Below are 13,510 nucleotides of genomic sequence, written 5' to 3' on the forward strand. Positions count from 1 at the left end.
TGCCGCTGATCCTGTCCCGGCGGAAGAGCGGGCCTCACGGCTCGGCCAGCCCTTCCGCCGTGAGCTCCAGGACGAGGTCTATTCCGAGTCTCGCCAGGAACGCCTCGTCGTGGCTCACCACGAGCACCGCCCCGCGGTAGGCGGCTAGGGCGTCGACGAGCTGGTCGACCGTCTCGAGGTCGAGGTTGTTCGTCGGCTCGTCGAGCACCAGCAGCTGCGGTGGCGGGTCGGCCAGCAGCACGCGGGCGAGCGCCACCCGGAACCGCTCCCCGCCCGACAGCGACGCGACCGGCCGCGCCACGGCATCGCCCCGGATGAGGAACCGCGCGAGCCGATTGCGCAGCTCGGGGATGGGAACAGCGGATGCCGCGGCCGCGACGTTCTCGAGCACCGAGGCCGCRTCATCCAGCCCGTCGACTCGCTGCGGCAGGTACCCGACGCGGTCGGTGTGCAGGACTGCCGTCCCGTAACTCCTGCAATCCTCAGCGACGCCCACGGAGGTCTGCGCGATTCCGCCGACCACAAGGTCCGCCTCCCCCGGATTGCAGGAGTTATGTTCCACCCCGCTCACCAGTACCTCGAGCAGGGTGGTCTTGCCCGACCCGTTGGGCCCGACCAGGGCCACCCGCTCCGGCCCCTGGATGGTCCAGGAGCGGCCGCCGTCGCCGAGCGTCGCGATGCGGCGCCCGGCCGGCACGTTCGGATCGGGCAGGTCGATGCGCACGCGGTCGTCGTCGCGCACCCGCCGCTCGGCGGCTTCCAGGGCCGTGCGGGCGGCCGACTCCTTGCCGCGCGCCTCGGTGCGCAGCCTGCCCGCCGAGACCTCGGCCGCGCGCTTGAGGTTGCCCGCGACGATGGGCGGCACCCGCTTCTCGTACTGCGCCTTCCTCCCCATCGCCTGGCGCACCGCGATCTTCACCTCGGCCTCGATGCGGTCCCGCTTCTCGCGCTTCACGGCCTGCACGGCCGTGCGCTCGGCCTGCCGGGCGGCGTCCTGCTCGGCGTCGAGCCAAGCGCGCCACTGCGAGTAGGGGCCGCCGTACACGGTGAACTCGTTCTCGTAGAGCTCGGCGGTATCGTCCATGAGCTCCAGCAGGGCGGTGTCGTGGCTCACCACGATGAGGGTGCCGCGCCAGGCGCGGACCATCCCGTACAGCCTCGCCCGCGCGTCGCGGTCGAGGTTGTTGGTGGGCTCGTCGAGCAGCGCGATCGCTGGGCCGCGCAGCCGGATCCCGGCGATCGCGGCGAGCACCGCCTCGCCGCCGGACAGCTCGCCCACGCGGCGATCGAGCATGCCCGGCGACAGGCCGGCATCGGCGAGCGCGCCGTGCGCCCTCGCCTCGATGTCCCAGTCCGAGCCGACGACGTCGAAGTGACGGGTGTCGACGTCGCCGGACTCGATCGCGCGCAGCGCGCCGAGTGTCTCGGCGACGCCGAGCAGCTCGGCGACGGGGCGGTCGACGTCGAGCGTGAGCTGCTGCGGGAGATACGCGGCATCCGTCGATGTCGTGATGTGCCCGGCCGCGGGGGACAGGGCGCCCGCGATCAGGCGCAGCAGGGTCGACTTGCCGGCGCCGTTGCGACCGACGAGCCCGGTGCGGCCGGCGCCGAACGCGCCGGAGACATCGGCCAGCGCGCTGCTGCCGTCCGGCCACGTGAACGACACGCGATCCAGGACGACGGAGGGGGTGAGGGAGTGAGCGGGCATGAAGCCTCCTGGTGGTCAGAGATGCACTGACACCGGATGCCTCGACCCTTTCTCAGGGCCGGGCGCAGCTCACGGAAGAGGAGCGTCGACGGGTCAGCGCGCGGATGCGGGCGCGGATGCGTCGAGCTTTGTCACGGGAGGACCCTCACGTCGGGAACAGGAGAGACCAGAATACCGGATGCCGCGGCCCGACCATAAGGTGGGGGATCATGACTGCCGAGCTGGTGGTGCCGACGAGGCGCGTGGCGTCCGCACCGAGGGTGCAGCTCGGGCGGATCGTCGTCATCGACGTGCTGCGGGGCATCGCGCTGTTCGGGATGCTGGTGGCGCACGCCCATCCGCTGCTCCCGGGCGGCGAGGAGGGCCCGATCTCGTTCGCGATGGGTCAGCTCAACGACATCGCCTCACCCCTGTTCGCCCTCACGATGGGGATCTCGGCCCAGCTCGTCGCCTCCCGCACCCCTCGGCGATCCTGGGGGGTGCTGCTCGTCCAGCAGATCGTCCGCGGGCTCATCCTGATCGCCCTCGGACTGTGGCTGGCGTCGTGGGGGACGTGGGTCGATGTCGTGCTGGCTTACCTCGGCGTGCTGCTCATCGTCGGGGCGCCGCTGCTGTTCCTGCCCACGATCCCGCTCGCCATCGTGGCGGCGGCGGTCGCGCTCGTGAGTGCGCCGCTGAACACCTGGGCCGCCGATGCCGTCCTGCGCGCCGGGTTCGATCAGCCGGACGCTGTGCGGTATCTCGAAGCCTGGGTGGTCGTGGGCTACAACTACCGCCTGACGAACCTGCTGCCCTTCTTCCTTCTGGGGGCTCTGCTGATGCGCGGCGGCCTGGCTCGCAGCCGGCTGCTGATCTGGATGGCGGGCATCGGCGTCGCGGCCTACGCCGTGCGTCCACTCCTGGCGAAGTTCACCGATACCGCCCTCTACGCGTCCGGCTCGTACCCCGACACCCTTCACGACGTGGGCCTCGTCTTCCTCGCATATGCCCTGGTGATCGGGCTCGCCGGGATCCGAAGATCCGGCCCTGCCCGCGTCGTCGCGGCGGTGTTCCAGCCGCTGCGGGCGCTCGGGTCCCTCGCCCTCAGCCTCTACGTCCTGCACGTCGCGGTGCTCGCGCTGTGGATGAACAGCGGGATCGGCTACGGCGCCGGCTACCGCTGGTTCTTCCTCTTGGTGGGGGGCACGACGGCGGTCGCCTGGGTCTGGTGGCGGTTCGTCGGCACCGGCCCGATCGAGCTGCTCATGGGGCTGGTCACCGGGCGCTACCGCTGGCCGTGGCGCAGGCGCGTTGCCGCGAGCGACTCAGCCTGAGCTCTCGAGGCGCTTCTGGAGGAAGACCCGCACGTCGGCCAGCTCCTCGTCGGAGACGCTGTGGGTGAGGCCCTGGTAGACGCGCCCGCTGAGGTCGACGTGCCCGGGCAGCCACTGGATGGTGTGCTCGATGAGCGCCTCGGGGAGCACGTCGTCGTGCGTGCCGCGGCCCCAGAAGGCCGGCGGACGGCGCTCGGCCAGGAGCGGGTCGCCGGGGAGTTCCCCTGGGGCGGCATATCCGCTGAGGTTCACCAGGAATGCGAAACGGCCTGGGTCCAGCCGCATGGCCTGGATCGCGATGGACGCACCCTGCGAGAAGCCCACCAGCCCGATCGGGCCGTGCGCGGGGACGGTTTCGAGCCACTCGATGAAGCGTGCTGCCGCCTCAGTGACGCGCGCCGCATCGCGGGTTTCGAGGCCTTCGATGGGATACCACGAGTACCCGGGAGCGGGCCATGGCGGCGGGAGCGGCGCCCGGACGGCGGCGACCACGAACTCCGGCGGCAGGTACGGGACGAGTCCGAACAGGTCGTTCTCGTCGGCGCCATAGCCGTGGAGCAGCACGAGCAGGGGTCGTTCGGCGCGCTCCTCAACGGGAGCCGACCAGAGCACGACGTCGTCATCGAGAGGTGGAGTGGCTGGCACGCCTCCATCATGCCCCGGCACTCCGACGTTCTGGGAGGGGGATTCGCGGTCCAGGAGTGCGGCGCGAGGATGCTCCGACGCCGAGGGAAGGGTATACAGGAGACATGCCGGTGCGAACCCCCGATCCCGATCCGAACGATGAAGACGGCCAGGGCAACCCCCGTGATCGACTCGGAGCGTCCTTCGGGCGGCCGGGGCACCCGCTCGGCGACGGCACCTTCGGCTCGCCGACGCCGGCAAGCGCGTCCAACCCCGGCTGGCTCAGCGACATCGAACTCGCCGAGGCCAGGCGCCGGATGCCCATCCTCTACGTCGAGGCGGTTCCGGTGCGCACCGACGGTGTGGGTGCGGTGATCGACGTCGGCATTCTGCTGCGCGCGACGCCCCTCGGCGAGATCACCCGGAGCATCGTGAGCGGGCGTGTCCGCTACGGCGAGACGGTGCGCGATGCGCTGTTCCGCCACCTCGAGAACGACCTCGGCCCGATGGCCTTCCCCTTGCTGCCTCCGCAGCCGGTGCCGTTCACCGTGGCGGAGTACTTCCCGCTCCCGGGCATGAGCGCCTACCACGACGACCGGCAGCACGCCGTGTCGCTGGCTTTCGTCGTCCCGGTCAGCGGCACGTGCGAGCCGCGTCAGGACGCGCTCGAGGTGACCTGGATGCCACCGGCGGAAGCGGCATCCGATTCCCTCGCCGCCGAGATGGAAGGCGGCCGAGGCACGCTCATCCGCCTCGCGCTCGCGAGCGTCGGCGCGCTGCGCTGACTCTCGACCGCATCGGGACGATTCCGGATGCCGCGGCCGCGCTGCGTCGTAGGCTCTCAGCGTGACGACCGAATCCGCTCCCGCGCCCCTTTCGTTCCCCACCGATCCCGACGGCTGGCTGGCCTTCGCCGGCGACCGACCCGACCGCGCCGCGGCGTTCGTCCAGGGCGTCGACGAGCAGCTGAAGTCGGATGCCGCACGCCCGACGTTCGCGAGGCTCGAGCTGTGGAACGACGCCGATCTCGCCCTGCGGCAGGCGACCAGCGAGGCCTATCTCCTCAGTGAGGCCCATCCCGATGCCGCCGTGCGCACCCGCGCCGAGGAGCAGGTGCAGGCGCTCGAGTCGCTCTCGTCGGCCCGCCTGCTGGATCGCGACCTGTGGACGGTGTTCGCCGATGCCGATGTCTCCGGGCTGGACGCGGACGCGCGGCGCCTCCTCGTGCATCTGCTGCGCGATTTCCGCCGAGGTGGCGTCGACCTCGACGAGGAGACGCGGGAACGCGTCGGCGTGCTCACCGACCGCGACACGGAGCTCAGCCTCGCGTTCGCGCGCAACGTCCGCGAGGGCCGTCGCGAGATCCGCGTCGCCCCCGACGCGCTCGCCGGCCTCCCGCAGGACTTCATCGACGAGCACCCGCCGGGCGACGACGGGCTCGTCGTGCTCACCACCGAGTACACCGACCTGATGCCGGTGCGCGAGTACGCGTCCGACCGCGCGACGCGGGAGGCGATCGTCGCCGCGTTCAACGACCTCGCCTGGCCGGAGAACGAGCCCATCCTCGCGGAGCTCCTCGCAGTGCGCGAGGAGCGGGCGCGGCTCCTCGGCTATGCCGATTGGGCGGCCTACGAGACCGAGCCGCGGATGATCGGCGAGGGTCCTGCGATCCCGGCGTTCCTCGCCCGGCTGGACGAGGCATCCGCCGCCGCGGCCGCCGCCGAATACCCGCAGCTGCTGGAGCGGCTGCAGCAGGACGCACCGGATGCCGCGGCCGTGACGATCGCGGACTTCTGGTACGTGCTCGGCGCGATCAAGCGCGAGCAGTACGACGTGGACGCCCAGGAGGTGCGGGCGTACTTCTCCTTCGACCGCGTGCTGCCCGGCGTGCTCGAGACGACGGGGCGGCTGCTGGACGTCCGGTACGTGCCGGCGGATGTCGCGACCTGGCATGACGACGTGCAGTCGTACGACGTCCTGCGCGGCGACGACGTGCTCGGCCGCATCCATCTCGACCTGCATCCGCGTGAGGGCAAGTTCAACCACGCGGCATGCTTCGGGCTCGCTCCCGGAGTCACCGGGCGGGTCCTGCCGGAGGCCGTGCTGCTGTGCAACTTCGCGCGGGGACTGCTGACCCACGACGAGGTGGTCACGTTCTTCCACGAGTTCGGCCACCTCGTGCACGACATCCTCGGCGGCGCCCAGCACTGGGCGCGGTTCACCGGCGTGGCGACGGAGTGGGACTTCGTCGAGGCGCCGAGCCAGCTGCTGGAGGAGTGGGCGTGGGATCCCGCCGTGCTCGCGACCTTCACCGCGAACGCGGACGGCGACCCCATCCCTGCCGAGCTGGTCGAGCGGATGCGCACGGCCGACGCCTTCGGCCGAGCGCTCGAGGTGCGTCGGCAGCTGGGGCACGCACGGGTCTCATACCACCTCCATGTCGACCGTCCCGACGACCTTCAGGCCGAGACGGAGCGGATCTACGCCACGTCCTCACCCGTCCAGCCCCTGCGCGGGCTGCACCCCTACGCGGGGTTCGGGCACCTCACCGGCTACGGCTCCTGCTACTACACGTACCAGTGGAGCCTCGTGATCGCCCGCGACCTCCTGTCGGCGTTCGGCGGCGACCTGATGGATCCGGCCGTCGCGGCACGCTACCGCGAGCAGATCCTCGAGCCCGGCGGCAGCCGGGACGCGAGCGACCTGGTCGAGTCGTTCCTGGGCCGCCCGTACTCCTTCGACGCCTACCGGGAGTGGCTCACACCGGGCGCCTGATCGGCATGCGTCGCGTCAGGGGTTGGTGAGGCGCGCGAGCTCGGCGACGAACGCGTCCACGTCGCCCGGTGCCGTGTCGAAGCTGCACATCCAGCGCACCTCGTTCTTCGCGGCATCCCAGTCGTAGAAGCGGAAGGATTCGCGCAGCTGGTCGGCGATGCCGTCGGGCAGCGTCGCGAAGACGCCGTTCGACTGCGTGGGCTGCGTGAAGCCGACCCCCCGGATCAGCCCCTCCGCGATCCCCGCCTCGACGCCGGCGCGCAGCCGCGCGGCCATCGCATTGGAGTGCTGCGCGTTGCGCAGCCACAGGTCGCCCTCGAGCAGGGCGATCAGCTGAGCCGACACGAACCGCATCTTCGAGGACAGCTGCATGTTCAGCTTGCGGAGGTATTTGAGGCCGGTCGCCGCCTCGGGATTGAGCACGACGACGGCCTCGCCGACCATCGCGCCGTTCTTGGTGCCGCCGAAGCTCAGCACGTCGACGCCCGCATCGCGGGTGAACGCCCGCAGCGGAAGATCCAGGGCTGCCGCGGCATTGGCGATGCGCGCCCCGTCGAGGTGCAGGTGCATGCCGAGCGGGTGGATGTGGTCCGCGATCTCGCGGATCTCGTCCGGCGTGTAGAGCGTGCCGAGCTCGGTCGACTGGGTGATCGACACGGCGAGCGGCTGCGCGCGGTGCTCGTCGCCCCAGCCCCACGCCTCGCGGTCGATGAGCTCGGGGGTGAGCTTGCCGTCGTCCGTCGGGATGTTCAGGATCTTGATGCCCGCGACCCGCTCCGGCGCCCCGCCTTCGTCGACGTTGATGTGCGCGGTGGATGCCGCGACCACCGCGCCCCAGCGCGGCAGCATCGACTGGATCCCTGTGACGTTCGCCCCGGTGCCGTTGAACACCGGGAACGCCTCGACGCCCTCGCCGAAGTGCCGGACCATCACTTCCTGCAGGCGGGCGGTGTATGCGTCCTCGCCGTACGCGACCTGATGCCCGTCATTGGCCGCCGCGATCGCGGCGAGGATCTCGGGGTGGATGCCGGAGTAGTTGTCGGACGCGAAGCCGCGCACGCTCGGGTCGTGGATGGTGGTCACGGGGATCAAGCCTACGGCCGCGGCATCCGCTCCCTCCATCCATCGACAGTGTCCCCCGCCGGCGCTACCTTCGAGGCGGGATGACGGAGGAGACGACATGACGAGCGAGACGTTCGATGTCCAGGTCCAGCGCGAATTCGATGCGCCGATCGAGCGGGTGTGGGCTGCGTGGACCACCCCGGCGGATCTGCGCGCGTGGTGGGGACCGACCGGGTTCACCTGCCCGCATGCGGAGGCGGACGTCCGCCCGGGCGGGCGCATCTTCGTGACGATGCGCGCACCGGCCGAGTGGGGTGGCTTCGAGCAGCACAGCGCGTGGGACATCACCGAGATCGATCCGCCGAGCGTGCTGCGTTACGTGCACCGGTTCGCCGATGCGAGTGGCACGCCGATCACGCCCGCCGAGGCGGGTATCCCGATCGAGGGCGTTCCGGCCGAGGGTCACCACGAAGTGCTGCTGACCGACCTCGGCGACGGGCGCACCCGGCTCGAGATGACCGAGCACGGCTACACAACTGAAGCGGCCCGCGATCTGTCGCGCGGCGGGCTCGATCAGTGCCTCGACAAGATGGCGGAGCTGGTGTCGCCTCCCACCCGCTGAGGGCCGGCTATCGCGTGAGGTCGATCACCGTGTCGTTGAGGGACCCCGCATCCTCGGCGAACAGCCCGACGAACGCCTCGGCGAGGGTGTGCTCGAGCCCGTCCAGCTCCTTCACCCGGAAGATGACGGATGCCGCGCGCAGCGGTTCGCCGGCATCCCGAGCCGCCTTGGCGAAGCCCTGGGCGACCGCGCGCGTCCAGGCCTCGCTCGCGGCCTTGACCGCGGCGTAGTTCGCCCCGCCGGCGAGGGGCCGCGCGACGGCCGTCGATGAGACGATCGCCAGACGCCCGGCATGCGAATGCCGCAGGTCGGCGTCGAAGGCACGTGTGACGTTCCGGAGGGCGGTGAAGGACACCTCGAGGAACCGATAGTCGGCCTCGGTCTGCCCGGCGAGACCCCCGCCGCCGCGCCATCCGCCGACGAGGTGCAGAAGGCCGTCGACCCGGCCGACCTCGCCGAGGAGTCGTTCGGCGAGGGCGAACACCGCGGGTTCGTCGGTGAGGTCGCAGGCGACCGCGACGATCCCCGGCAGGTCCCGCTCGTGGGAGGCGAGTCTTGTCACGTCGCGCCCGACGATGACGACACGGTCGCCGCGGTCGAGCGCGGCGCGGGCGACGACGGCGCCGACGGCGCTCGTTCCGCCGGCGAGGAGGAGGGTGCGCGGGTGCGCGGCTGTCGTCATCCGCTCATCTTCCCATCGGGTTCCCAATGTCGCAGGGGGACGTTACCCTCGGGCCATGGCAGCTGACGCCGCCCCGCCAGATCCTGCAGATCAGACCGTGCTCGCCCCGCCGGGCGGCATGCGCATCTTCCTGCAGGTGCTGATCAACACCGGCGCCGCGAACATCACGACGAGCTTCCTCTGGTTCGCGCTCACGTTCTGGGCCTACCTCGAAACGAAGTCGGTGCTCGCGACCGGCATCATCGGCGGCGTCTACATGCTGCTGATCGCGCTGTTCGGGATGCTCTTCGGCACCCTCGTCGATCGACACCGCAAGCATCGCGTTATGGTGGCCTCCGCCGTCGTGACCCTGGTCGCGTTCCTCGCGGCCGGCGCGCTGTACCTCGCCTTTCCGGAGTCGACCCTCATCGATCTCGGCGGACCCTGGTTCTGGCTCTTCGCCGGCATCATCCTGCTCGGCGCCGTGGTCGAGAACCTCCGCAGCATCGCACTGTCGACCACGGTCACCCTGCTCGTGCCGGTGGAGCGCCACGCCAACGCCAACGGTCTGGTCGGCACCGTCCAGGGCATGGCCTTCATGGTGACGAGCATCTTCAGCGGTCTCGCCATCGGGCTCCTCGGCATGGGCTGGGCGCTCCTGATCGCGCTCGTGCTCACGGCCGCAGCGCTCGTGCATCTGCTGTTCATCCGGATCCCCGAGGGTGCGCCGCCTGCGGCGACCGAGAAGCGCCCGTTCATCGACCTGCGCGGCAGCGTGCGCGCTGTCGCCGCGGTGTCGGGGCTATTCGCCCTCATCCTCTTCTCGACACTGAACAACCTCATCGGGGGGGTCTACATGGCCCTGATGGACCCCTATGGTCTGACGCTCTTCCCGGTCGAGTGGTGGGGGGTCATCCTCGGCATCACCGCGACCGGGTTCATCATCGGCGGCGCGGTGATCGCCAAGTTCGGTCTCGGCCGCAATCCCATCCGCACGATGCTGCTGTTCGTCATCGTCATGGGCCTGCTCGGCAGCCTCTTCACGATCCGCGAGTTCTGGTGGCTGTACGCCCTGGGGATCTGGCTGTACATGTGCATCATCCCGGTGATCGAGGCATCCGAGCAGACCGTCGTCCAGAAGGTGGTCCCGTACGAGACGCAGGGGCGCGTTTTCGGCTTCGCCCAGGCCTTCGAGGCGTCGGCCGCGCCGATCACCGCGTTCCTGATCGCGCCGATCGCCCAGTTCTGGATCATCCCGTACATGGAGTCGGATGCCGGGCAGCAGACGTGGGGCTGGCTGCTCGGCGAGGGCGAAGCCCGGGGGATCGCCCTGGTGTTCTTCGTGGCGGGGCTGGTCATGGTGGTGCTCGCGCTCCTCGCGTTCACAACGCGCGCCTATCGCACCCTGTCCGCGGAATACGAGGGGAGCCCCCGGCCTGGTGAGGCCGGGAGCTCCCGTTCGCTTGATCAACCGGTCGAAGATCGGTCGGCGCCGACTACGCGATGACCAGGTACACCCTCAGGTGCGCCACCGCCTTGCCCCCGGCATCCCGCAGTTCCACGGTCGCCCACGCCGGCCCGGCGGCTGCGCCCTTGGCGGTCGTTCCGGTGACCGTGAACGAGCCGGAGCCGGCGGCCACGGGGCCCGAGACCGTGAACGTGGCAGCTCCGGTCGCAGCGACGACCACGGGCGTCAGCGTTCCACCCGTGAGGTTCTGGACGTTGACCGTGGTCGACGACGCCTTGCCCGCACCGCTCGGCACCTTGCCGAAGCTGACGCTCACCGGCGACAGCAGCGCCTTCGCGTCGACCGCGGCCTTGACATCGAGCAGGCCGGCGCCGATGAGGTTCGGGTCGTCCTGCTTGTTGTCATAGAACGGCGTCAGGGCGCCCTGATTGGCGGTGTTGGTGAGCGCCGAGCGCACCTGCCACGGTGCCCAGTCCTTGTGCTGGCTCATCACCACCGCGGCAGCGCCCGCGAGGTGCGGCGTTGCCATCGACGTGCCGTTGAAGAAGGCGAACTTGCCGCCCACCACCGAGGAGAGCACGTTGACGCCCGGAGCCACGAGGTCGGGCTTGATGCGGAAGTCGACGTCGGTCGGGCCCTCGCTCGAGAAGTCCGCGAGCTGGTTCTTCGCGCCGAGCGGATTGAAGTAGGCGGGCGCGTTGAGCGTCGCCGGCTCCCCGACGGCTCCCAGCACGACAGCGCGATCCGAGAGCGAGATCAGGATGCTCGGCAGAACCGGCTGGTCGGGCTCGCCGTTGCTGCCCATAGCGAGGAGGCCATCGACCCGGTTGATCACGATCACCGCGCTGTAGCCGGCCGCCTGCACATTGCGCACCTTGACGGTGAAGTCGCACGTTCCGCGAGAGATCACCGCGACACCGGTCCCCTTGGGGAGCGTCTCGCACGCCTGGCTGACGTTGGCGAGTTCGGGGACCGGACCTGTTCCCTCGACCACGTCGATGATGCCGAGGGGGCCGGGCGCGGGGGTGCCGAAGTCGCCCGCCACACCGGGGGCCTTGCCCTTGGAGGTGCTGACGGAGTAGGCGACCTGGTGGGGGACCGACGAAGCGCCGGCGGTGAGGGCATTCGCCGAGGAACCGGGTGATTCGACCGTCCCGAATCCGGGGCCGGAGTTGCCCGCCGCGACGGCGATGAGCATGCCGGCCTTGTCGAGGTTGTCGATGGCATTGGTCAGCAGGTCGTGCCGCCCCTGCGCGTCGCCGCCGAGGCTCATGTTCGCCACGTCCATGCCGTCCGCGTAGGCGGCGTCGAGGGCGTTCAGGATGTCTTCGCTGCGGGCATCCTCGATCGTTCCCGGGAAGATGTTGTAGTTGCCGAGAAGAGCGGCGGGGGCGACACCGGAGATGGTGTGGGGGATCGTGACACCGTCGACGATCGCGGTGGTCCCGATGTTGCATGCCACGGTGCCGGCGACGTGCGTCCCATGATCCTGGACTGCGGTCTCGTCGAAGCCGAGCTTGGCCGCCTTGTTGGCGAACACCTTCGCCACGATGACCTTGTTGTTCGTGTGGTTGTTCGCGCCGTCCTTGTCGCCCCAGCCGGAGAAGCACGGGTGCGACTCCTCGATGCCGGTGTCGATGATGGCGACCTTGATGCCCGCGCCGGCGCCGGCCGCGCCGCCGCCTCCCCAGGCCTGCACCGCGTTGATGAGGGCGAGGTCGGGGTCGTCGTCGGTGGGGTGGTAGAGCCCGCTGTACTGGGCGTCCGTGACCTGCGGTGCGGTCTTCAACAGGTCGAGAGAGGTGCCGTTGAGTGTGACCGACACCGCATTCAGCGAGACGTCGACCGACCCGGTGATCTTCGCCTTCGGTGCGTTGGTCTGCAGCCACTTCTTGAAGTCGTTGCGCTGGGCGGCGAGGACGGCGCGATACGACTTGGTCTTCGCGCTATCGAGGTCCGCGCGCTTGCCCTTGCGATCGACCGAGGTGGATGTCGCGACCGGGTCGCCCTTCAGCACGACCAGGGCGGTCGAAGCGTCGACCGCCGAGGATTCGGTCGAGTCGCTGTTCGACGGTGGTGCCGCCGACGCAGCCGAGATCGGAGCGAGAATCGTGACCAATGTGGTCGCGATTGCCAAGGCGACGGTGTGCCGCCGAGCGATGAATGCCATTCTGTGGACCCTTCTGGGGTGGGACATGACGGACCCACGACTCACAGCAGGGGGAGGGCGGGTTCGTGAAGTCTTCCGGGTGCGCTCGGGAGAATGCAAGATCTTGCTTGTCGCGCACCGGCGTGATAACACCGCACCGCGGGTGCCGGATCCGTCGACCAGGCGCYCGCGGCGCGGCGTTGTCAGTCCGCGGCGTCAGGCGTCAGACGTCCGTGGCCCGGATCCCGGACGTCGATTCGATCACGGGGCGCATCTTCTTCTCGAGGGCTTCGAAGAACATCGAGAGCGGGAACTCATCGTCCAGCACGGCGTCGGTGTAGCCCTTCGGAAGTCCCGACAGCACCTCGTCCGGCAGTCCCCGCGCCCACGCCGACGCCGGATGGGGCGTCAGCGTCGAGCGCACCAGCTCGTACGCGGCGAGCCAGTGCGCCACCTTCGGCCGGTCGATCGAGCGCCAGTACAGCAGGTCGATCGCGTCGCCGAGGGCGACCACCGCCGCCGGGACGCCGTCCCAGTCGAAGGCGAGCGACGTGTCGGTCCAGTGCAGCACCCCGCGCTGGTGCAGCCACGCGAACAGCAGCTGACCGCCGAGCCCGTCGTAGTTGCGCACGCGTGTGCCCGTGATCGCGAACCGGAAGATCCGGTCGAAGATCACGGCGTACTGCACGAGCACCGCCTGCTCGAGGGTCTCGGCCTCGACCTCGTCCAGCGGTTCGACAGGCTCACCGGCCGAATGCGCCGCAGCCCGAGCCCGCAGCTTCGCCGTGATCGCGACGCACTCGCGGAACGCCGTGAGGTCGCACCGCAGCTCCTCCAGCGAATACAGGAAGTACGGCATCCGCTGCTTGATCATGAACGGGTCGAACGGCAGATCGCCGCGCATGTGCGTGCGGTCGTGGATGATGTCCCACATCACGAACGTCCGCTCGGCGAGCGCCTGGTCGTCGAGCATCCGGGCCGCCTCGGCGGGCATGTCGAGCTTGGTGATCTCGGCTGCCGCGCGCACGACTCGCCGGTAGCGCGCTGCCTCGCGGTCCTGGAAGATCGCCCCCCACGTGAACGTCGGGATCTCCCGCATCGCCACGGTCTCGGGGAACAGCACCGCGG

11 protein-coding genes are annotated in these 13,510 nt (G+C 70.1%); 5 read left to right on the plus strand and 6 right to left on the minus strand.

The genetic code is table 11. The annotated features are described in order from the left end of the window. Positions 1-34 precede the first annotated feature (34 nt). On the minus strand, positions 35-1,708 hold the full coding sequence (locus tag AC1DVT_RS04445) for an ABC-F family ATP-binding cassette domain-containing protein (RefSeq protein WP_477386850.1): 1,674 nt from the start codon (positions 1,706-1,708) through the stop codon (positions 35-37). Positions 1,709-1,917: 209 nt separating this feature from the next. Between AC1DVT_RS04445 and AC1DVT_RS04450 the strand changes: the two genes are divergently transcribed. Further along, positions 1,918-3,021, plus strand: coding sequence for a heparan-alpha-glucosaminide N-acetyltransferase domain-containing protein (locus AC1DVT_RS04450; protein ID WP_477386852.1), 1,104 nt, complete (start codon positions 1,918-1,920; stop codon positions 3,019-3,021). Here AC1DVT_RS04450 and AC1DVT_RS04455 read toward each other — a convergent pair. Then, positions 3,013-3,666 (minus strand): alpha/beta hydrolase, encoded by a 654-nt coding sequence (locus tag AC1DVT_RS04455; RefSeq protein ID WP_477386854.1) that lies wholly within the window; start codon positions 3,664-3,666, stop codon positions 3,013-3,015. The genes AC1DVT_RS04450 and AC1DVT_RS04455 overlap by 9 nt on opposite strands. A 104-nt stretch (positions 3,667-3,770) precedes the next feature. Here AC1DVT_RS04455 and AC1DVT_RS04460 point away from each other — a divergent pair, with 104 nt between their 5' ends. Next, positions 3,771-4,430 carry an NUDIX hydrolase family protein gene (locus tag AC1DVT_RS04460; protein WP_457100427.1) on the plus strand — a complete coding sequence of 220 codons (660 nt, stop codon included), beginning with the start codon at positions 3,771-3,773 and terminating at the stop codon, positions 4,428-4,430. Between the two features lie 61 nt (positions 4,431-4,491). After that, a complete protein-coding gene (locus AC1DVT_RS04465) occupies positions 4,492-6,420 on the plus strand; it encodes a M3 family metallopeptidase (protein ID WP_477386856.1) in 1,929 nt (642 codons plus the stop codon). A 15-nt stretch (positions 6,421-6,435) separates the two neighbouring features. Here the strand turns inward: AC1DVT_RS04465 and AC1DVT_RS04470 are convergent, their stop codons facing one another. Then, a complete protein-coding gene (locus AC1DVT_RS04470; RefSeq protein WP_477386858.1) occupies positions 6,436-7,503 on the minus strand; it encodes a threonine aldolase family protein in 1,068 nt (355 codons plus the stop codon). A gap of 97 nt (positions 7,504-7,600) precedes the next feature. On the opposite strand from AC1DVT_RS04470, the gene AC1DVT_RS04475 reads away from it, so the two are divergent. Continuing rightward, positions 7,601-8,104 carry an SRPBCC family protein gene (locus AC1DVT_RS04475; RefSeq protein WP_477386860.1) on the plus strand — a complete coding sequence of 168 codons (504 nt, stop codon included), beginning with the start codon at positions 7,601-7,603 and terminating at the stop codon, positions 8,102-8,104. 7 nt (positions 8,105-8,111) lie between these two features. Here the strand turns inward: AC1DVT_RS04475 and AC1DVT_RS04480 are convergent, their stop codons facing one another. Further along, complete coding sequence (locus tag AC1DVT_RS04480) at positions 8,112-8,786, minus strand: SDR family NAD(P)-dependent oxidoreductase (protein WP_477386862.1); 675 nt, start codon at positions 8,784-8,786, stop codon at positions 8,112-8,114. A gap of 55 nt (positions 8,787-8,841) precedes the next feature. On the opposite strand from AC1DVT_RS04480, the gene AC1DVT_RS04485 reads away from it, so the two are divergent. Beyond that, positions 8,842-10,272 (plus strand): MFS transporter, encoded by a 1,431-nt coding sequence (locus AC1DVT_RS04485; RefSeq protein ID WP_477386864.1) that lies wholly within the window; start codon positions 8,842-8,844, stop codon positions 10,270-10,272. Here the strand turns inward: AC1DVT_RS04485 and AC1DVT_RS04490 are convergent. Further along, complete coding sequence (locus AC1DVT_RS04490; protein ID WP_477386866.1) at positions 10,262-12,403, minus strand: S8 family serine peptidase; 2,142 nt, start codon at positions 12,401-12,403, stop codon at positions 10,262-10,264. The two genes, AC1DVT_RS04485 and AC1DVT_RS04490, sit on opposite strands and share 11 nt — an antisense overlap. Positions 12,404-12,605: 202 nt before the next feature. Further along, positions 12,606-13,510: DUF6421 family protein (locus AC1DVT_RS04495; protein ID WP_477386868.1), on the minus strand; the 905-nt coding region annotated here is incomplete at its 5' end.

This window comes from Microbacterium sp. P2_F9, assembly GCF_056403635.1.